Annotated in this window: 19 protein-coding genes; 14 read left to right on the top strand and 5 right to left on the bottom strand. The window is 62.5% G+C overall.

Annotated features, from left to right (window positions below; genetic code table 11):
• Positions 1-161: 161 nt before the first annotated feature.
• The 6 genes from R4P70_RS20270 (at position 162) to R4P70_RS20245 (ending at position 6704) form a co-directional block, all read left to right on the top strand.
• On the top strand, positions 162-1787 hold the full coding sequence (locus R4P70_RS20270) for an ABC transporter substrate-binding protein (RefSeq protein WP_317831377.1): 1626 nt from the start codon (positions 162-164) through the stop codon (positions 1785-1787).
• A 43-nt stretch (positions 1788-1830) separates the two neighbouring features.
• On the top strand, positions 1831-2790 hold the full coding sequence (locus tag R4P70_RS20265) for an ABC transporter permease (protein WP_020906304.1): 960 nt from the start codon (positions 1831-1833) through the stop codon (positions 2788-2790).
• Positions 2790-4868, top strand: coding sequence for a dipeptide/oligopeptide/nickel ABC transporter permease/ATP-binding protein (locus tag R4P70_RS20260; RefSeq protein ID WP_283309652.1), 2079 nt, complete (start codon positions 2790-2792; stop codon positions 4866-4868). The genes R4P70_RS20265 and R4P70_RS20260 overlap by 1 nt, the downstream gene beginning before the upstream one ends.
• Complete coding sequence (locus R4P70_RS20255; protein WP_283309522.1) at positions 4865-5683, top strand: ABC transporter ATP-binding protein; 819 nt, start codon at positions 4865-4867, stop codon at positions 5681-5683. The genes R4P70_RS20260 and R4P70_RS20255 overlap by 4 nt, the downstream gene beginning before the upstream one ends.
• Before the next feature lie 60 nt (positions 5684-5743).
• Positions 5744-6481, top strand: coding sequence for a FadR/GntR family transcriptional regulator (locus R4P70_RS20250; RefSeq protein WP_024487763.1), 738 nt, complete (start codon positions 5744-5746; stop codon positions 6479-6481).
• Positions 6482-6548: 67 nt separating this feature from the next.
• Complete coding sequence (locus R4P70_RS20245) at positions 6549-6704, top strand: hypothetical protein (protein ID WP_019746984.1); 156 nt, start codon at positions 6549-6551, stop codon at positions 6702-6704.
• A 55-nt stretch (positions 6705-6759) separates the two neighbouring features.
• Here R4P70_RS20245 and R4P70_RS20240 read toward each other — a convergent pair whose 3' ends face one another.
• Together R4P70_RS20240 and R4P70_RS20235 are read right to left on the bottom strand one after the other, a co-directional pair.
• On the bottom strand, positions 6760-7875 hold the full coding sequence (locus R4P70_RS20240) for an NAD(P)H-dependent flavin oxidoreductase (RefSeq protein ID WP_003945863.1): 1116 nt from the start codon (positions 7873-7875) through the stop codon (positions 6760-6762).
• Entirely contained in the window at positions 7875-9548 is a 1674-nt protein-coding gene (locus R4P70_RS20235; RefSeq protein WP_317831374.1) for an acyl-CoA synthetase, read from the bottom strand. The genes R4P70_RS20240 and R4P70_RS20235 overlap by 1 nt, the downstream gene beginning before the upstream one ends.
• A 79-nt stretch (positions 9549-9627) precedes the next feature.
• Here R4P70_RS20235 and R4P70_RS20230 point away from each other — a divergent pair, with 79 nt between their 5' ends.
• Positions 9628-10452: a crotonase/enoyl-CoA hydratase family protein gene (locus tag R4P70_RS20230; protein WP_070796348.1), complete on the top strand. Its 825-nt coding sequence runs from the start codon at positions 9628-9630 to the stop codon at positions 10450-10452.
• Positions 10453-10577: 125 nt separating this feature from the next.
• Here the strand turns inward: R4P70_RS20230 and R4P70_RS20225 are convergent, their stop codons facing one another.
• Positions 10578-11552 carry a hypothetical protein gene (locus R4P70_RS20225; RefSeq protein WP_020968491.1) on the bottom strand — a complete coding sequence of 325 codons (975 nt, stop codon included), beginning with the start codon at positions 11550-11552 and terminating at the stop codon, positions 10578-10580.
• 171 nt (positions 11553-11723) lie between these two features.
• On the bottom strand, positions 11724-12761 hold the full coding sequence (locus R4P70_RS20220) for an LLM class F420-dependent oxidoreductase (protein WP_019746980.1): 1038 nt from the start codon (positions 12759-12761) through the stop codon (positions 11724-11726).
• 73 nt (positions 12762-12834) lie between these two features.
• On the opposite strand from R4P70_RS20220, the gene R4P70_RS20215 reads away from it, so the two are divergent.
• The 6 genes from R4P70_RS20215 to R4P70_RS20190 all read left to right on the top strand — a co-directional run bounded on the left by R4P70_RS20215 (position 12835) and on the right by R4P70_RS20190 (position 17947).
• Entirely contained in the window at positions 12835-13812 is a 978-nt protein-coding gene (locus R4P70_RS20215; RefSeq protein ID WP_021342921.1) for a Zn-ribbon domain-containing OB-fold protein, read from the top strand.
• 10 nt (positions 13813-13822) lie between these two features.
• Positions 13823-14893 (top strand): thiolase domain-containing protein, encoded by a 1071-nt coding sequence (locus R4P70_RS20210; protein ID WP_003945801.1) that lies wholly within the window; start codon positions 13823-13825, stop codon positions 14891-14893.
• Entirely contained in the window at positions 14893-16074 is a 1182-nt protein-coding gene (locus R4P70_RS20205; RefSeq protein WP_003945946.1) for a thiolase domain-containing protein, read from the top strand. The genes R4P70_RS20210 and R4P70_RS20205 overlap by 1 nt, the downstream gene beginning before the upstream one ends.
• Before the next feature lie 35 nt (positions 16075-16109).
• Positions 16110-16973, top strand: a complete 864-nt coding sequence (locus R4P70_RS20200; protein ID WP_019746978.1) for a TIGR03619 family F420-dependent LLM class oxidoreductase — start codon at positions 16110-16112, stop codon at positions 16971-16973.
• Positions 16974-16982: 9 nt separating this feature from the next.
• A complete protein-coding gene (locus R4P70_RS20195) occupies positions 16983-17393 on the top strand; it encodes a nuclear transport factor 2 family protein (RefSeq protein ID WP_019746977.1) in 411 nt (136 codons plus the stop codon).
• A 173-nt stretch (positions 17394-17566) separates the two neighbouring features.
• Positions 17567-17947, top strand: coding sequence for a VOC family protein (locus R4P70_RS20190; RefSeq protein ID WP_020906296.1), 381 nt, complete (start codon positions 17567-17569; stop codon positions 17945-17947).
• A gap of 194 nt (positions 17948-18141) precedes the next feature.
• Here R4P70_RS20190 and R4P70_RS20185 read toward each other — a convergent pair whose 3' ends face one another.
• Complete coding sequence (locus R4P70_RS20185) at positions 18142-19392, bottom strand: cytochrome P450 (RefSeq protein WP_003945573.1); 1251 nt, start codon at positions 19390-19392, stop codon at positions 18142-18144.
• Positions 19393-19566: 174 nt separating this feature from the next.
• Between R4P70_RS20185 and R4P70_RS20180 the strand changes: the two genes are divergently transcribed.
• Positions 19567-20730 carry a steroid 3-ketoacyl-CoA thiolase gene (locus tag R4P70_RS20180; RefSeq protein ID WP_046377965.1) on the top strand — a complete coding sequence of 388 codons (1164 nt, stop codon included), beginning with the start codon at positions 19567-19569 and terminating at the stop codon, positions 20728-20730.
• Position 20731 lies beyond the last annotated feature (1 nt).

The raw sequence follows: 20731 nt of genomic DNA, 5'->3' as shown, positions 1-20731 counted from the left end.
TGGTTCAAAACCGGCGAAACGTCCAAGTTCAGCGCCGCCAGTTCCGAAGATTCTCTAGACGCTTTCTGATCCACAATGTAAGTTACGCAACATCGGACGTCGAACATAGGACATCCCCTATCCACTCCCTTGATGTCCCGCTCCCCGCCTTGGAGGCCGCCTTGAAGAACGAACGACCGCTGAGCTCCGCGTTCACACGCCGAGACCTGTTCCGGTACACCGGGCTATTGGGAGCTGCAGCAGGTATCACCGCGACTCTCGCGGCCTGTGGCGGCGGCCCGTCGTCGACCTCGGTTGTCGGCGGTTCCGCGAGCACCGGCGATCTGACCACCGCCATCGGATACGGCAACGACCAGAGCTTCGACCCGATGCAGACTGCATCCGGTTTCCTCATGGCAGCGATCAACCACGTCTACGAGGGACTGCTCGAAAACGATCCAGGCACCGGTGAGACGTATGCGGCGCTCGCACAGGCCGTCCCGACCGACGCCACCGCCTCGAGCTGGACCATGAAAATCCGCGAGGGAGCAACCTGGCACGACGGCACTCCGGTCACCTCGGACGACGTCGTCTTCACCTTCGATCGCATCCTCGATCCACAGCAGAACGTACTGATCCGCTCCTTCTTCTCCTCCTGGTTGCAGTCCGTCACCAAGGTCGACGACCAAACGGTGACCCTGAACTTCAACTACCCGTTCAGCGCTGCCGCACAGCGTCTCTCGATCGCCAAGATCATGCCCAAGCACGTCTTCGACGGCCACTGGGACGAGGCCAAGTCCGGAGCGCTGGTCGTCGGTTCCGGTCCGTACAAGCTCAAGAGCCACACCCCCAAGAGCAACACAGCTTTCGAGGCGTTCGAGGCGTACAACGGGCCGCGTCCGGCCAACTTCGCGACCATGAACTGGCTCTCCATCGTCGACACCTCCTCACGCATCGCGCGCGTCTCGGGCAACAATGCCGGTGCACAACTCGCCGACAACATCCCCGTCGCCAACGTCCCCACCCTCACCTCCGGTGGGCGCACCGTCGAGGGCAACCCGGGCATGAACCTCATGTACCTGCTCTTCGACACCACTCAGGCACCGTTCGACGACGTTCGTGTTCGCCAGGCGATGTTCTATGCGATCAACACCCCGAAGATGATCGAGATCGCCCTCGGCGGCAAGGCAGCACCGGCCACGAGCTACCTGTACGAGCGCAACCCCGACTACGCGCGAGCGTCCACTGTCTACTCGTACGATCCGGACAAGGCCCGCTCGCTCCTCACTGCCGCCGGTGTCAGTGGCCTCGACCTGACGCTGCTCTCCACCAACGTCAGCTGGTTGGCCGACTGCTTGCCGACCATCAAAGAGTCTTGGGACGCAGTCGGATTCAACACGACGCTCGAACCGCAGGACACCAGCGCCATGGTGAGCAAGCTCAACAGCGGCCAGAAGTTCCAGATCGCTGCGGGTACGTCCAACCCACAGGCATTCGGCAGCGACGTCGACCTCCTCGTGCGCTACACGTACAGCAAGGGCGGCCTGTGGACGAAGACCTACGCCAAGTGGGACGACACCCCCGAGGCACAGAAGATCTACGCCACCATGGACGAGGCCACCCGCGAGACAGACCCGGCAAAGCGCAGCACCCTTGTGCAGTCGTACCTGAACCAGATCGCCGAAAACGCTGTCTACTACCCGGTTCTCCATCAGGAACTCCTGACTGCGTGGGATCCGAAGAAGATCGCCGACGTCACTCCGCTGCCGTACCCCGGCGTCAACCTGCTTCAGGCGAAGCCGGCCTGATACCCGCCCGCTCGGCCGTTTCCCACAACTGAGAGATTCCCCGATGGCAAGAGTCCTCCCCATGCTGATCAGGCGATTACTGATACTGATCCCCCTGATCCTCGGCATCATCGCGTTCGTCTTCATCGTGATGCAGTTCGCGCCCACCGATCCCGCAACGGCGGCGTTCAACGGCGGCAACCCGACTGCGGAACAGTTGCAGCAGTTCAAGGAAGAGAACGGACTGCTCGATCCGCTTCCGCTGCAATACGTTCACTTCGTGACCGATCTGGTCAGCGGCAATATGGGTGACAGTCTGATTTCCGGTACCCCGGTGTTGGACTCGATCTCCACCGCTCTGCCACTGACCATTCAGCTCACGGTTCTCGGACTGGTGATCGCCATCGTGCTCTCGCTGATCTTCGGTGTCACCAGCGCACTGTTCCGCGATCGTTGGCCGGATCAGGTCATCCGAGTGATCTCCCTCGGTGGTGTGGCAGCACCGTCATTCTGGTTGGCACTGCTGATGATTCAGTATCTGGCCGTCCAACTCGGATGGTTCCCCACCGGTGGCTACGTCAATCCGAGCGACTCCGTCACCGACTGGCTCTGGTACATGGCGCTCCCGGCGCTGTCCCTGTCACTGCCCGTCGCGGCACAACTCACGCGCATCATTCGCACGTCGATGGTCGAGGAGTTGGACAAGGACTACGTCCGTACCGCGATCGGCAGCGGCCTGCCCTATCACGTGGTGATCGGGCGAAATGTCTTGCGTAACGCACTGATCAACCCGCTCACCGTCCTGGGTCTACGGGTCGGATACCTCCTCGGTGGCGCTGTGGTCATCGAGCAGATCTTCGGTCTTCCCGGAATGGGTCAGCTCATGATCAACGGCGTCACCAACGGTGACCCCGCAGTAGTTCAGGGTGTTGTCATCGTCATCGCGGTCGGCTTCGTCGTCGTCAACCTCGCCGTCGACATCCTCTACCTGCTCGTCAATCCACGACTTCGGAGCGCAGCATGATGAGAAGAAAACTCACCGAGAAGCTTTCGCGACCCGGCATCACCTTTTCTCGCTTCCCTCTCTCGGCCTGGCTGTCGATGGCGGTTCTCGCGATCATCGTGCTCGCCTGCCTCTTCGCGCCACTGATCACGCAGTACACCCCGCTCGAACAGGCGGTGGGTACCGCGGGCCCCAGCGCCGATCACTGGTTCGGTCAGGACAGTCTCGGCCGAGATCTGTTCAGCCGCTTGCTCTACGGCGGACGTTGGTCGTTGACCATCGGTCTCGGGTCCACCTTCCTCGCATTGTGCGCCGGTGCTCTCATCGGGTCGGTCGCCGCAACGAGCCGAAAAGGCGTCGACGAGACCATCATGCGAGTGCTCGACGTGGTCATGGCGTTCCCGGGCATCGCGCTCGCTGCCGTACTCGTCGCAGCCTTCGGTGGTTCGATTCCGGTTCTGATCGTCACTATCGCGTTCCTCTACACACCGATGGTGGCCCGCGTCGTTCGCGCGAACGTTCTCGCTCAGTACGGTGAGGACTACGTCGCGGCCGAAAAGGTCATCGGCGCAAGAACTTCACACATCGTCGTCAAGCACGTCGTAGCCAACTGTGCTGCGCCGGTTCTCGTCTTCTGCACTGTCATGGTCGCGGACGCCATCGTGCTGGAGGCCAGCCTGTCGTTCATCGGAGCAGGTGTCCGTCCCCCGGATCCGTCGTGGGGATCGGTGATCGCCGACGGCAAGAACATGGTCCTTCTCGGTGGTTGGTGGGCAACGGTGTTCCCCGGTCTGCTGATTCTTCTGACGGTGCTCTCCCTCAACGTGCTCGCCGAGGGCCTGACGGACGCGATGGCCGATCCGAGTCTGAAGAAAACCAAGAAGACGCCCTCCGCACTGGAAGCAGCGCAGACTGCCGCAGCGGAGGAGACCTCCAACGAGCTCATTCTGGAGGACGAAGCCGCATCGGTCGCCAACACTCCGGAGTTGATCGACGACTTCGCCGACCCGAGCGTCGTGAAAGATGTCCTGAAGCCGGCGGCCGAGCCGACTCCTCTCGAAACTCACCTGAAGATCCTGGCAGAAACCGAGCGGTCTCGGTCCGATCGTCTTGTGTACGAGGGCGATGCAGCGCCCCTCCTCGAGGTCCGCAATCTCACGATCCGGTTCCCCGAACGCTACGGAGACACGGCGATCGTCGACAACGTGAGCTTCACCGTCCGCCCGAACGAGACGATGGCACTGGTCGGCGAGTCCGGTTGCGGAAAGTCGCTCACTTCGCTGGCGATCATGGGTCTACTGCCCAAGACAGCAGTGGTGACCGGCGAGATCCTGTTCGACGGCGTCAATGTCCTCGAACTGAACAACCGGGAGCGAAACAAGCTGCGCGGACACGACATGGCGATGATCTACCAGGATGCGCTGAGTTCTTTGAACCCGGCGATGCTGATCCGCGCGCAGTTCAAGCAGCTCACCAAGCGCGGCGGTACCCGCACAGCCGAGGAACTGCTCGAACTCGTCGGACTCGATCCGGTGCGCACTCTCTCCAGCTACCCACACGAGCTTTCCGGTGGTCAGCGTCAGCGCGTTCTGATCGCCATGTCGCTCACCCGCAGTCCGCGGTTGATCGTCGCGGACGAGCCCACCACCGCTCTCGACGTCACCGTCCAGGCGCAGGTCGTGGACTTGCTCAACGATCTTCGGGAAAAGCTCGGCTTTGCCATGGTTTTCGTGAGCCACGATCTTGCACTCGTTGCTTCACTCGCTCACAAGATCACGGTGATGTACGCCGGTCAGGTCGTCGAGTCTGCGCCCACCAGCGATCTACTCGTCGATCCGCGTCACGAATACACTCAGGGCCTCCTCGGCGCCGTTCTCTCCATCGAGGACGAGGCTCCGCGGCTCCACCAGATCCAGGGAACCGTACCGTCGCCCGGCAGCTTCGCCACCGGTGACCGTTTTGCCGAACGTTCCCTGCGTCCGGATTCCGATCCAAACCGAAAGCCCGAGATGGTTCGGATCGGCGAGACCGAGCATTTCTTCGCGAACCAGTCCGCGACTCCCGCACACGCAGAATCGGAATTGGAGAGCGTGCGATGACTACAGCTGAAGCACCCATCCTGGAACTGAAGAACATTCACGTCGTCCACAAGACCCGTTCGGGATCACTGTTCAAACCCGGCACGGTTCACGCGGTCAACGATGTCAGTATCGTCGTACGACGAGGGGCGACGATCGGCATCGTGGGCGAGTCGGGTTGCGGCAAGTCCACTCTGGCCAAAGTCATGGTCGGATTGCAGAAACCGACGTCGGGCGACGTGGTATTTCGCGGCCGAAGCGCTCTGACCCGGTCGGCGGGCGTGCGCAAGGAGTTCGGGCGGGCGATCTCGATCGTCTTCCAGGACCCGGCTACCGCGCTCAATCCGCGAATGACGGTGGCCGACATCCTCACCGATCCGCTCGACGTCCACGGCATCGGCAACCGCGCGAGCCGAACCGCCCGAGTTCGCGAGCTGGTCGGTTTGGTCGGACTCCCCCAATCTGCGCTCGAAGTCATCCCGAGCCAGATCTCCGGCGGTCAGCGTCAACGTGTCGCGATCGCGCGTGCGCTCGCGCTCGAGCCTGACGTCATCGTGGCCGACGAACCGACGTCGGCTCTCGATGTCTCGGTGCGAGCGCAGATCCTGAACCTGCTCAGCGACATCAAGGCTCGGTTGGGGCTCGGCATGGTGTTCATCTCGCACGACATCCAGACGGTGCGGTACGTCTCCGACACGATCGTCGTCATGAACGCCGGGCGGATCGTCGAGCAGGGGACGGCCCAGGAAGTATTCGACAACCCGTCGGATGCGTACACGGCCAAACTGCTGGGCGCGGCGCCCAGTCTCCTGCAACGCACCGTTGACGTGGGTTGACCAATGGAGCGGATGACCGGACATAGGATGAAGGACGTTCGTATCAGAAAAGGGGAATCGATGTCTGTCCGGAGTGGCACACAGGGCGCTCGTTTCAGCGCGCAAAACCGCATGCGCGCACTTCAGACGGACATCATGAACTTGATCCTCGAACGCAGACTCTCCCCCGGCGACCCGATGCCCACCGAGGCCGAACTGTCCGAGGAATTGGGTATCGGCCGGAACACCCTCCGCGAGGCACTCAAGGTTCTGCAGGCCTTGGGCGTCGTCGAGATCCGTCACGGTTTCGGAATGTTCGTCGCCCCGAGCAACTTCGACGCTCTCGCCGACGGCCTGACCTTCCGTGGCCGGTTGTCGTTGCAGGGCACCGGGCACGAGGCGATGGAACTGGTCGACATTCGTCAGGCACTCGAGACCGGACTGATCGGTGCGGCGATGGCCGAGATGACGTCGGCCGACCACGCCGACCTCGACGAACTCGTCACCGGCATGGAGGTCCGTGCCGCCGCCGGGAAGAACTTCTCCGACATCGACGCGACCTTCCATTCCCGCCTGTACTCCCCGCTCGACAACCAGGTCCTCGCTCAGTTGATGGACGTCTTCTGGCAGGTGTACAGCGAGATCCAGCAGGCTATCGGGCATTCGGATACACCACTGATCGACATCGCGTCGAAGCATCGTGCGATTCTCGACGCGATCCGTACGGGTGATGCCGTCGAGGCGGCGCACACTCTCGATGTGCACTTCGGTGGCCTGCGCGAGCGGATCGCCGGCCTTCATGCTTCCGAAGCGCAGTAGTTTCGAAACGCGTGATTTTGCTCCGCTGTCTCACCATCGCGCCCGTTCTTCCGGCAAAATTACGGGTATGAAGAACCCGAACCTGACGCCTTCGCGCGTTCTCGCAGTTGTCCTCGCTGCCGCCCTGGTCATTTTCGTGATCGCACGTCGCCGTGACGACGGCGCCCTCAGCCGCGGAGAATGGTTGTCGGACAGCGTCGGACCGGACGACCTCGCCGGCTGAAACGACGTATGCCCTCGGCCGAAACTCGGCCGAGGGCATACGTACGTGTCATCTACTACTTCATCGAATCCAGTCGGGTTCGCGCGTCCTCGAACCCCGACACCAGCTCTGCCATGACCTCGGCGACCGGTCGGATCTCGTTCATCCGTCCCACGATCTGACCGACGGGCATTGCCACAACTTCCGGGTTCTCCGATGCAGCGATTCTCTGATGAGCGTCGCTGACCAGTAGGTTCTGCAGCGGCATCGGCAAGGGCGCCGGTGCTCCCGGGTTCGACCAGGCTTCCGTCCACTTGGTCTTGAGCAACCGAGCGGGCTTACCCGAGTAGATGCGCGAACGTACGGTGTCGGCCGACGTCGCGCCCAACAGTGCACGCTGAATAGCGGACGGGCCTTCGCCCGACGCACTGCCGAGTTTGTACTCGGATGTGGTGAGCCAGTACGAGCCCATCCACACTCCGGACGCACCGAGTGCAAGTGCAGCAGCCACCTGACGGCCGCTGCCGATACCGCCGGCAGCCAGTACGGCAGCTGAATCGCCCAGCGCATCAACGATTTCCGGAACGAGAACCATCGACGCAATTTCGCCGGTGTGACCGCCGGCCTCGTAGCCCTGCGCGATCACGATGTCGACACCGTTCTCGACGTGACGACGTGCATGCTCGACGGCGCCGGCCAGTGCTGCTACCGGAACGCCTTTCTCGTGTGCCTGATCGATAACGTCCTTCGGCGGCGATCCCAGTGCATTCGCAATCAACGCGATCCGGTGTCCCAGAGCAACATCGACGTGAGACCGCGCCACCGAGTGAAGCCATCCCAGTACGCCGGTCGCATGCTCGACGTCGTCGGAAAGCGGCGGCACACCCAGTTCGTCGAGCGTGCGGTTGACGAAGGCGCGGTGCTCCTCCGGGATCAGCTTGTCGAGATCGACGGCGCCGCCCTCGGTCGGCACCTTGGCAGGCATGACGATGTCGACGCCGTACGGCTTACCGTCGGTGTTCTCGTCCATCCACGTCAGTGCGGCTTCGAGCTCTTCCGGGTCGTTGAACCGGACACAACCGAGCACACCGAGACCACCCGCGCGACTGATGGCGGCCGCGACGTGCTCGGAAGGAGTGAATCCGAAAATCGGGTATTCGATGCCGAACTTGTCGGCGAGATCCGAACGCATCAGGCTTCCACGCTTTCGTTTGCGGACGACAGAGGAGCGCCGTTTCCGTTGTGATCATCGGCCTCGCGCGATTCCGTTTCGGCCTTCGCCCAGCGGTAGTCGGGCTTGCCGGCCGGATTGCGCTTGATCTGGTCGACGAACCACACACTGCGCGGAACCTTGTATCCGGCAATCTCTTTGCGCGCTGCGGTGGCGATGTCGCGCAACGTCGGCGACGTGCCTTCACGTACCTGAACCACTGCGGCAACCCGCTGACCGAAGCGCTCGTCGGGGATACCGACCACCAGCACGTCGAAGATGTCCGGGTGCGCCTTCAACGCGCCCTCGACCTCTTCCGGGTAAACCTTCTCGCCGCCGCTGTTGATGGACACCGAACCGCGGCCGAGCATCGTGACCGTGCCGTCGGCTTCGACCTGCGCGTAGTCGCCGGGGATCGAGTAGCGAACGCCATTGATGGTGCGGAAGGTTTCGGCCGTCTTGACCTCGTCCTTGTAGTAGCCGAGCGGGATGTTGCCCTTGCGCGCGAGCATGCCGCGCTTGCCCGATCCGGGTTCGACCTCGTTGCCGTCGTCGTCGAGAACCGTTGTGGAGGCGTCGATCTTGACCGTCGGACCGCCAGTGTGCTTCTGACCCTTGCTCAGCACGGCGAGTCCGCCGAAGCCGGTCTCGGATGCTCCGATGGAGTCGGTCAGCAGGCGATTGGGCAACAGTTCGAGGAACTGCTCCTGGATGCTCGGCGAGAAGAGTGCAGCACTGCTGGCCATCACGTAGAGCGTCGAAAGATCGTACGGCTCACCCGTCTTCGGATTGCCGGCGATCAGTGCGTCGAGCATCGGACGGCCCATCGCGTCACCCGTGATGAAGATCAGGTTGACCTTGTGCTTGTCGATGTTCTGCCACACCTCGTGGGCGTCGAATTCCGGGTGCATCAAACAGGTTCCGCCGCCGAAGAGGCTGTGGAACACCGCAGACTGCGAACCACCGTGAATCATCGGGGGGATCGGGTAGCGGATCATGCTCGGGTTGGCTGCGCCGACCTTCGCCATCTCGTACTCGTCCTCGACCGGAACTCCGGTGACGAAGTTGATGCCGCCGCCGAGAACACGCCACCAGTCCTCGTGGCGCCACATGACGCCCTTGGGACTTCCGGTGGTGCCGCCGGTGTAGAGCATGAAGATGTCGTCGTTGCTGCGCTCTTCGAAATCACGCTCACCCGAACTCTGCGCGAGTGCGTCCTCGTAGCCGATGCCGAAAGCACTGAAGTCCAGATCGGTGCCGTCCTCGACCACGATGACGGACTTGACCTTGGGAGTGTTCGGCAGGACGTTCGCGACCTTGTCCGAGTAGCGGCGCTCGTGAATGAGCGCAACCATGTCGGAGTTGTCGAAGATGTACTGCAACTCGTTCTCGACGTACCGGTAGTTGATGTTGACCATCACGGCCCGGATTTTGAAAACGGCGACCATGGCCTCGATCGCCTCGATGACGTTCCGGCAGTAGATGCCGACCTTGTCACCCGGCTGAACGCCATGTTCACGCAGGTAGTGACCGAGGCGGTTTGCTCGGTCCTCCAACTGCGCATAAGTCATCTCGCGGTTGTCCGAGACCAGCGCAACGCGGTCCGGAACGAGGTCGATTGCGTGCTCTACGAAGTCTGCGATGTTAAGGGCCACGAGTTCAAAGTAGAACGTGTTACCGTTTCTGGCAAGACCCAATTTGAGAGCCAGCTCACAGACCCGCCAGGAGCCATCAGTGTCCACTTCGACGACCGAAAAATCAGACATTTCGGAAACCGCGCCGCATTGCCTCGTGGAGAAGCGCGGCCACGTTCTCATCGTGACCATGAATCGCCCCGAGCGTAAGAACGCCATCACCGGCGAAATGATGGCGATCATGGTCGACGCCTGGGATCAGGTCGACAACGACCCCGAAATCCGCGTCGCGATCCTCACCGGAGCTGGCGGCGACTTCTGCGCCGGCGCCGACCTCAAGAACATGTCCGCCAAGCCTCCGGGAGATTCCTTCGCGGGCGGCGGCGTCGACATGTCCAAGATCGAAGGTCTACTCAAGGGTCGCCGGTTGACCAAGCCGCTGATCGCTGCGGTCGAGGGTGCAGCCATCGCCGGCGGAACCGAAATCCTGCAGGGCACCGACATCCGCGTCGCGGGCGAGAGCGCCAAGTTCGGCGTCTCCGAAGCCAAGTGGGGGCTCTTCCCGCTCGGCGGTTCCGCGGTGCGTCTCGTTCGACAGATTCCGTACACGATCGCAGCCGACATCCTGCTCACCGGTCGTCACATCAAGGCTCCGGAGGCCAAGGAGATCGGGCTCATCGGCCACGTCGTCCCGGACGGTCAGGCCCTCGACAAGGCGCTGGAGCTCGCGGACCTGATCAGTGCAAACGGCCCCCTCGCCGTGCAGGCGATTCTCAAGACCATCCGCGACACCGAGGGCATGCACGAGGAAGAGGCCTTCCAGATCGACGCGCAGCTGGGCATGAAGGTGTTCATGAGCGCGGACGCCAAGGAGGGCCCGCGAGCCTTCGGTGAGAAGCGGGCGCCCCAGTTCAAGGGCATCTGAGTCAGGGTTGCCTGACCCCACCCCTGCCTGAGCCACCCCCCTTCCCGTCCCCTCTCGGTGCACCCACCCCCTTTTCGAGCGAACGTACCTTTCGGCGCCTTCAGTGCGCCGAAAGGCACTTTCGCTCAGCCGGTTTCGTCCAATTTGACCCACCTCGACCTCGCGAACACCTGTGGCCGGGGACGTGACTGCGCCAATCTGTAGTGCGCACGCAGGTCGTCGATCACACGATCAGGGTCCGTTCGCAGTGCACTGGGCACCGTCGGCAACACGATGATTCCCGCATTCTGCATACGCGTCCGACGTTCCACCGTGCGCTTGTAGTCCGTCGGCGCGGCATGCCATTCCAAGGAGTCGATGTCCCACGCGAAGGCAACCGAATCGATCCATCCGTCCGGAATTGCGATGAAGTCTCCGTCAGCATCCCGGATCTCATGGTTGAACAACATTTCCGGCAGCCCGCTCCGCTGCCACAGTTTTCGCGCGTGAACCTCCGGAACCGAGTGGACGTTCGCGTTCACTTCGCGCAACACGACCCGAGGTAGCGCGGACCCCCGACTGCTGCCCGCCTCGAGTTCCTTCGCAAGTTCGCGCACCGAGACGTCGCCACGCTGAACGACCTCGGCAATGAGTGCCCGTGTGGGATCGAGGGCCCTGCACCGCCTCGCAGCGTCGAGTAGTGCCCTCGGCAGCGGCGCACAGCGCAGACCGTTGCGAATCTCCGGCTCAGGCAGTCGAACAGTGCGCTCCACCGTGACGAACCCAACCGATTGAACACGACGGTCGATGGGGATGAGCACCTGCACATCCCCGGCGTGCGTCCGATATCCGTACTCCGACATGGCAGATCGCCCCGTCAGCAGAGACTCGTCACCGCTCAACATGAGCGCAGCGATCGATCGTTGACGCGGCGTCGGTTGACCATTTCGGAGCAGGATCACTCCTGGCAATATGCGCTGCCAGGGTCCACCCACTCGACACCGGGTGTGCACGGCGGAGTTGGAGACGCCCAATCGCGCCAACTCGGCCGTTCGGATCACTCCGCTTCGACTGACGCGGTAGATCGCGTCCAGATCATCGCCCCACATTCCACGCCGCATGGTCGCAGCATGACTCGAGTAGCACCGCGGGCCCCGGCGGCGACCTGGGGTTTTGGCGGCCCTGTGGATAACTTTCGGCGAGCGAAAGGCGCGTTGAGCGCCTCAGATGCGCTGAACGTGCCGTTCGCTCGAAAAAAGGGGGGTCCCGCTCGAAAAAAGGGGGTGCCCCGCTCAACCACCCACCGCGGCCGCGAGCTCTCGCACATGGTCGGCGTCGCGGCAGGTCACCAGCAGCATCGTGACTCCGGCTTCCTCCCAACGCTTCACGTCCGCGCGCACCTCGTCGACGTTGCCGATGATCATGGTCTCGGTGACCATCTCGTCGGGGACGACGGCAGCAGCTTCGTCCTTGCGGCCCGACATGAAGAGGCGACCGATCTCGTCGACCTCCTTCTCGTAGCCCATCCGCTTGTAGACCTGTGCGTGAAAGTTCAACTCCGGGGCGCCCATTCCGCCGACGTAGAGGGCGGTCATCGGCTTGAGAGCGGCGATGGCCGCGGCACGATCGTCGGTCACGATGACCTGGCACGTGGCGGCCACCTCGAAGTCTTCGCGGCTACGACGGGCCCCGGCGCGAGCGAAGCCTTCGTCGAGCCACTTGTTGTACATCGGCGCCAGGCGCGGGGTGTAGTAGATCGCCAGCCACCCGTCGGCGATTTCACCGGCGAGCGCGACGTTCTTCGGCCCTTCGGCGCCGAGCCAGATCGGGATGTCCGCACGCAGCGGGTGCGTAATGGGCTTGAGCGGCTTGCCAAGTCCCGAACTGCCCGGTCCCGCATACGGCAGAGGGTAGTGGGGGCCGGGGCTGGTGACGGGCGCTTCACGGGCGAGGACCTGGCGCACGATCGAGACGTATTCGCGGGTGCGCGCGAGCGGCTTCTCGAATGGCTGGCCGTACCAACCTTCGACGACCTGCGGTCCGGATACGCCGAGCCCGAGGATCGTTCGCCCACCGTTGAGGTGATCGAGAGTGAGCGCGTGCATGGCACAGCTGGTCGGTGTTCGCGCCGAAATCTGTACGACGGAGGTGCCGAGACGGACGTTTTCGGTCCGAGATCCCCACCAGGCGAGCGGGGTGAAGGCGTCCGAGCCCCACGACTCCGCCGCGAAGACCGCGTCGAATCCCGCGCCTTCCGCGGCCTCGATCAGTTCCGGGGCGTTTGCCGGCGGCTGTGCGCCCCAGTATCCGAGTTGCAACCCAAGCTTCATCGCAGGCCTCCACATTGCCGGTGATCAGAAGTGACTCTTGCCACAATCTCTAGAACCTGTTCTACTCGATCTTGTGACCATCGGAAAGAGCGGGGTGGCCGACAAGCCCCTGAGCGCACCATTGAATCTCCATTTCGACTACACCAGATCGACGGGACCGACCATCGGCGCGTTCGTGACTGCCCTGCGTGATCGCAAGGTGATCGGCGCACGTGGGTCGAACGGTCGTGTCTTCGTGCCGCCACCGGAATTCGATCCGGATACGGCCGAACCACTGACCGACTTCGTCGGAGTCTCCGACGGCGGAACGGTCGTGAGTTGGACGTGGATGCCCGAACCCATCGAGGGTCAACCCCTGACGAAGCCTTTCGCGTGGGCCCTGATCAAGCTCGACGGCGCGGACACGTCCATGCTCCACGCGGTCGACGTCGACTCCCCCGACGACATAAGCACCGGCCTGCGGGTTCGTGCTCGCTGGGCGTCGGAGCGGATCGGGCAGATCAAGGACATCGAGTGCTTCGAACCAGGTGAGAGCGAAAATGGAATCGCGACAGTCGATTCCACCGCCGATCCTGTCACCATGATCACGACGCCTGTCGACCTGCACTTCATGCATTCCGCTTCGGCCGAGGAGAGTTTCTACCTCCGTGGTCTCGCAGAAGGCAAACTGATCGGTGGTCGCAGCGGACCCGAAGACAAGATCTACATCCCACCGCGCGGCGCGAATCCCACCAACGGGAAGCCGACGAGCGAGCAGATCGAACTGCCCGACAAGGGAATTGTCACCACCTTCTGCATCGTCAACGTCCCGTTCCTCGGGCAGCGAATCAAACCGCCCTACGTGGCCGCCTACGTGCTTCTCGACGGAGCCGACATTCCGTTCCTGCACTTGATCCTCGAATGTGACGCCGCGGACGTACGCATGGGCATGCGCGTCGAAGCCAAGTGGAAGCCTCGCGAAGAGTGGGGTTACACCCTCGAGAACATCGAATACTTCCGGCCGACAGGTGAACCCGACGCCGAGTACTCCACCTTCCAACACCACCTGTGAGGCTCCTGAAATGACTTCTGCAGACATCGCAGTCGTGGGCTTTGCTCAGGCACCCCACGTCCGCGAAACCAACGGCACCACCAACGGCGTCGAGATGCTCGTCCCGTGCTTCCAGCAGCTCTACAGCGATCTGGGAATCACCAAGTCCGACATCGGCTTCTGGTGCTCCGGATCTTCCGATTACCTGGCCGGACGAGCGTTCTCCTTCATCTCGGCCATCGACTCCATCGGAGCGGTCCCGCCGATCAACGAATCTCACGTCGAGATGGATGCTGCGTGGGCCTTCTACGAAGCGTGGATCAAGATCTTGACCGGCGAGGTCGAGACCGCGCTGGTGTACGGCTTCGGCAAATCCTCCGCCGGGCACCTGCGCAAGATCCTGTCCATGCAGCTCGATCCGTACCTCGTCACTCCGCTGTGGCCGGACTCCGTCTCGATCGCCGGACTTCAAGCCCGACTCGGACTCGACGCGGGTAAGTGGACGCAAGAGGACATGGCGGAGGTTGCCGCTCGTAGCCGTCGTCACGCGCTGAGTAATCCGAAGGCTCAGCTCGCAGGCGAGGTCGACATCGAGGCACTACTCGCCAGTCCGTTCCTCGCAGATCCGTTGCGCGCACACGATTGTGCGCCCATCACCGATGGTGCGGCAGCAATCGTCCTGGCCTCGGGTAACCGCGCCCGCGATCTCTGCGAGCGGCCGGCGTGGATCACCGGACTCGAGCATCGCATCGACTCCCCCAACCTGGGTGCACGTGACCTGACCACGTCGCCGTCCACTACGTCGGCAGCCAAGGCGGCAACAGGCGGCGAGGTCGGCAACATCGACGTCGCCGAACTGCACGCGCCGTTCACTCACCAGGAATTGATCTTGAAGGAAGCGATCGGCCTGACCGACGCCACCACGATCAATCCGTCCGGCGGTCCGCTCAGCGGCAACCCACTGTTCGCCGGTGGTCTGGAACGAATCGGCCACGCCGCCAAGGCAATCTTCGACGGCCAGGCGAATCGCGCTCTGGCCCATGCAACAAGCGGCCCTGTGCTGCAGCAGAACCTGGTAGCAGTCTTGGAGGGACGGAACTGATGGCCGGAACGCCTCAACTCGCGGCCGTGCTCGGCACCGGCCAAACTCACTACGTCGCAAAGCGTCATGATGTCTCGATGGCGGGCTTGGTTCGTGAAGCCATCGACGCCGCGATGCTCGACGCCAACGTCGGTTGGGACGACATCGACGCCGTCGTCATCGGAAAGGCCCCCGACCTGTTCGAGGGTTCGATGATGCCCGAACTCGCCATGTCGGATGCCCTTGGCGCCAACGGAAAGCCGTTGCTGCGTGTTCACACTGCCGGCTCGGTGGGTGGTTCGACGGCTATCGTCGCCTCCAGCCTGGTCAAATCCGGTGTCCACAAGCGCGTTCTGACGGTTTCCTGGGAGAAGCAGTCCGAGTCGAACGCCATGTGGGCGCTGTCCACACCGGTACCGTTCAACATGCCTGTTGGCGCCGGCGCCGGTGGATACTTCGCCCCGCACGTCCGTTCGTACATTCGTCGATCGGGCGCACCGGAGCACATCGGCTACCTCGTCGCGGTGAAGGATCGGCTCAACGGCAGCCTCAATCCGTATGCGCACCTGCGGCAGCCGGACATCACCTTCGAATCGGTGCAGGCATCTCAGATGCTCTGGGATCCGATCCGCTACGACGAGACCTGCCCGTCCTCGGACGGCGCGTGCGCTCTGGTGATCGGCAACGAGGAAGCGGCCGCACAGGTCGAGGCCGAGGGTCGTTCGGTCGCGTGGATCCACGCGACGGCCATGCGCACCGAGCCGACCTTCTATGCCGGACGCGATCAGGTCAATCCGCAGGCCGGCCGTGACGCCGCGGCCGCGCTGTGGAAGTCCGCGGGAATCACCGATCCGCTCAACGAAATCGACTGCGCCGAAATCTATGTCCCGTTTTCGTGGTTCGAGCCGATGTGGCTCGAGAACCTCGGTTTCGCGGAGGAAGGCCAGGGCTGGAAGCTGACCGAGGCCGGCGAAACCGCGATCGGCGGCAAGCTCCCGGTCAATGCCTCGGGCGGTGTTCTCTCTTCCAACCCGATCGGCGCCTCGGGCATGATCCGTTTTGCCGAGTCGGCGATGCAGGTCATGCACCGCGCCGGCGATCACCAGGTGGCCGACGCGCGCAAGGCTCTCGGCCATGCCTACGGCGGTGGCTCGCAGTACTTCTCGATGTGGGTCGTCGGCTCCGAACGTCCCACCACGTAACAGCAGCACACACGCCGATCAGGAAGAGGCCGAAGATGAAGTACACCGTCGGGGTTGCCATGAACCCCTTGGACCAGTTAGCCGGTATCGCCAAAACGGCCGAAGAATGCGGTTTTTCGTCGATCGCTCTCCCCGATTCACTGTTCTTCATGGAAACGCAGGCGGCGGATTACCCCTACACCCCGGACGGGTCTCGGATGTGGAATGCCGAGACCCCCTGGGTCGATCCGCTGATCGCCGCAGCTGCAATGGGCGCGGTGACCGAGAAGATCGAGTTCTACACCCAGGTGCTCAAGCTGGGTAGCCGCAATCCGGTCCTGCTCGCGCGGCAGGTCGGATCTGTAGCGGCATTGACGAACAACCGTTTCGGCTTCGGCGTCGGAATCGGTTGGGCTCCCGAAGAGTTCGAGTGGTGCGGCGCTCCGTACAAGCGTCGCGGCGCCCGAGTGGACGAGATGATCGACGTTCTCAAACTTATTCTCGGCGGCGGGATGGTCGAGTATCACGGCGAGTTCTTCGATTTCGATCGCCTGCAGATGAGTCCAGCTCCCACCAAGCCGGTTCCGTTCTACGTCGGCGGCCACACCGAGGTGGCACTCAAGCGTGCTGCGCGAGTCGGCGACGGTTGGACCTCGGCGATGATCAAGTTCGACGACCTGGTGGGTGTGATCGCACGACTACGCGAACTGCGCGCCGAGTACGGCCGCGAGAACGAGCCGTTCGAAATCCAGACGGTGTGCATCGACCGTTTCGGCAAGGACGGCTACGCAGAACTCGAAGATGCCGGCGTCACGGACATCATCACCGTACCTTGGGTTTTCGACGGAATCGGCTTCGATGCCCCGCTGGAGGCAAAGCAGGATTCGATGCGTAAGTTCGCCGAGCAGTACATCAACTGAGGAGTCGCGATGACTGACGAACACCCCGCCCGCGTCGCGGGTAACGCTTCGCGCGCCGCAGCGAGTGGCAAGAACAAGGAAGCCTGGCTGGACCTCTTCGCCGAGGACGGTTGGGTGGAGGATCCGGTCGGGCCGTCGGGATTCGATCCCGAGGGCAAAGGCCATCACGGCCGCGAAGCGATCTCCAAGTTCTACGACATGACGATCGCGACCGCGGACAAGCTCGAGTTTCTGATCGACGATTCACTGGTGTGCGGCAACGAGAACGTCAACATCGGCAAGATCCGGACCACCATCGGCGGCTCGATCATCGACGCCGAGGGCGTGTTCGTCTATCGCGTGAACGACGCAGGCAAGATCGCGTCACTTCGAGCATTCTGGGAAGTGGACCGTGCGATGAAGACGGCACGCAAAGCCTGAGAGCCCACAGTACGAGAGCGGCCCCGGTCATCGACCGGGGCCGCTCTCGTCGTATTCGAATCAGCCTGTCGTACTTGCACCGAGAACCCTGAAATGGTTTCCTGGTTGCCAACGTCGCGTGTCGATGACGGACTGCGTCAGGCATGGAGGCGTCGTACTGCAAGGGGTCACTCATGACCATTTCGTTCAACCACACCATCATCGCCGCAAAAGACCGACAAGAGTCTGCGTGGTTCTTCACTCACATGTTCGGTCTGCCAGGCCCGGTCGAGGCCGGCTACTTTCTCGGCGTCGAACTCGAGCACGGGGTGACACTGGACTTTGCACAGGTGGAAGAGGGCGCCGAGGTTGCGTCTCAGCACTACGCTTTCCTCGTCTCCGAAGATGACTTCGACGGCATCTACCAGCGGATACAGGCGTTGAAACTTGATCACTGGGCCGATCCGCGCCAGTCGAGTACCGGCTTCAACACCAACGACGGTGGGCGTGGGGTCTACTTCCTCGACCCGTCGGGACATTTCCTGGAAGCGATCACCAAGCCATACGGCGGCTGAATTAGAGATTGAACTATAAACGGCGGCGCCTACGGGAGATGAGGGATCCCGCAGACGCCGCCGCAGTTCCAGGTTGCCAACTAGTGGCCCCCCGGAACGTCTACTGTAGTTCTGCGTGTTCGAGAGTGCAGAGGCAACTCCCGAAAACCTACACAGAACCTACTCGCCGGTTACCAGTTCAGTATATGTCCGGATCAGTGTTTGACCGGGCAGCCCGATGTCTTGTAATCAACCTGAAACTCTTTGATGCCGTTGAGCCAGCCCGAGCGCAGGCGACGGGGATCGCCGAGCCTGGTGATGTCGGGTAGGTGATCGGCGATCGCGTTGAAGATCAGATCGATTTCGAGACGAGCCAAGTTGGCGCCGATGCAGAAGTGCGCACCCGTGCCGCCGAATCCGAGGTGCGGATTGGGGTCACGCATGATGTCGAACTTCGTGGGGTTCTCGAAGACGTCTTCGTCGAAGTTGGCCGACGCGTACATCATCACGACGCGATCGCCCTTCTTGATCTTCTGTCCCCCGAGTTCAGTGTCTTCGAGCGCGGTGCGCTGGAAAGAGGTCACCGGGGTGGCCCAACGAACGATCTCGTCGGCCGCAGTCTTCGGGCGTTCCTTCTTGTACAGCTCCCACTGGTCGGGATTGTCGAGGAAGGCAACCATGCCGTGTGTGATGGCATTGCGAGTGGTCTCGTTACCCGCGACCGCAAGCAAAATCACGAAGAAGCCGAATTCCTCTGGGGAGAGCTCATTTCCGTCGATGTCAGCTTCGATGAGCTTGGTGACGATGTCATCGGCGGGACACTTCTTGCGCTGATCCGCCATCTGGTACGCGTATCCCAGAATCTCCATCGACGCTGCCTGCGGGTCGATGTCGAACTCAGGATCGTCGTAGGACGTCATCTGGTTGGACCAGTCGAAGAGCTTCATTCGATCTTCCTGCGGCACACCGAGAAGCTCGGCGATTGCCTGCAGCGGAAGTTCGGACGCGACCTGAACCACGAAGTCTCCGGCACCACCGGCAGCCGCAGTCTTGACGATCTTTTCGGCGCGCTCGGTCAGTTCTTCGCGCAGGCTGTTGATGGCTCGCGGGGTGAATCCACGCGAAACCAGCTTGCGAAGCTTGGTGTGCTCCGGAGCGTCCTTGTTGATGAGGATGAATCGCTGCATCTCGACGTTCTCGCGCGGGATGTCGTCGGCGAAGCGAGGAATCGCAGTGTTCTCGTGGGTCGAGAAGATGTCGCTTCGCTGCGAGACCTCCTTGACCTCTTCATGACGGGTGACCACCCAGAAGCCCTCGTCCTGGAATCCACCGATTTCCGGGGGCTGCGGATTCCACCACACGGGGGCCGTCTTCCGGAGTTCGGCGAACTCCTCGAACGGCATGCGTTCCGCGTAGATGTCGGGGTCCGTGAAGTCGATTCCCTCGGGGAATGCGGGCTGTGCCACTGATGTCTCCTGCCCTAAGCCTTTTCATCACAGGGGTGATGGGGATCCGTGATGTGTAACACGTTCTACTCTCATTGAAACACAAGCCTGCTTACTAGGAAAGGAAACGTCGACAGGTCTTGCTTCCCGCAGAGAACCTGTTCTACTTTTTCATTACAAGGAAAGGAGCCCGCTGTGGGCACACCAGTAATCGTCGAGGCTGTCCGTACACCGATCGGCAAGCGCGGAGGTTGGCTCGCCGGTCTGCACGCCGCCGAGATCCTCGGAGCGGCACAAAAGGGCGTTCTCGACCGGTCGGGAATCGACCCGTTGCTGATCGAGCAGGTGATCGGCGGCTGCGTCACCCAGGCCGGCGCTCAGTCCAACAACATCACGCGCACGGCCTGGCTGCACGCCGGACTTCCGTGGCAGACCGGCGCAACCACCGTGGACTGCCAGTGCGGTTCGGCCCAGCAGGCGAACCATCTGATCGCCGGACTGATTGCCACCGGCGCCATCGACGCCGGCATCGCCTGCGGCATCGAAGCCATGAGCCAGGTTCCCCTCGGCGCAAACGTCGGCGATCAGGCCGGACCGCGTCGGCCGGCGACGTGGGACATCGACATGCCCAACCAGTTCGAAGCAGCGGAACGCATCGCGCGTCGACGCGGACTGACCCGCGACGACATCGAAGCCCTCGGCGTCCGCTCGCAGGCGCTGGCCAAGCAGGCCTGGGAGGAAGGGCGTTTCGACCGCGAAGTTCTCGAACTTTCGGCGCCCCAGGTCGACAAGGAAGGAAACTTCACGGGCGAGACGAAGCTCGTCAATCGCGATCAGGGCCTGCGCGATACGACGGCCGAGTCCCTAGCGCGCTTGAAGCCCGTCCTCGAAGGCGGGATTCACACGGCCGGAACGTCTTCCCAGATCTCCGACGGCGCGGCCGCAGTCCTGCTCATGGACGAGGACAAGGCCCGCGCACTCGGCTTGAAGCCGCGAGCCCGCATCATCGCCCAGGCACTGGTCGGCTCGGAACCGGAATTCCACCTCGACGGACCGGTGCAGGCAACCAGCCGTGTCCTGGAGAAGAGCGGAATGAAGATCGGCGACCTCGATCTGTTCGAGATCAACGAAGCATTCGCATCCGTCGCACTGTCCTGGGCTCAGGTACACGAACCTGACTTCGACAACGTCAATGTCAACGGCGGCGCGCTCGCTCTCGGCCATCCGGTCGGCAGCACGGGCTCTCGACTGATCACCACCGCACTGCACGAATTGGAGCGTCGCAACGGCTCGACGGCTCTGATCACGATGTGCGCCGGCGGCGCGCTGGCCACCGGAACCATCATCGAGCGTATCTGAG

Source organism: Rhodococcus sp. IEGM 1241, from assembly GCF_033142365.1.
GTDB classification, from domain to species: domain Bacteria; phylum Actinomycetota; class Actinomycetes; order Mycobacteriales; family Mycobacteriaceae; genus Rhodococcus_F; species Rhodococcus_F erythropolis.
Note: the sequence above shows the minus strand (reverse complement) of the source record. Positions and strands in the feature narration are given on the sequence as shown.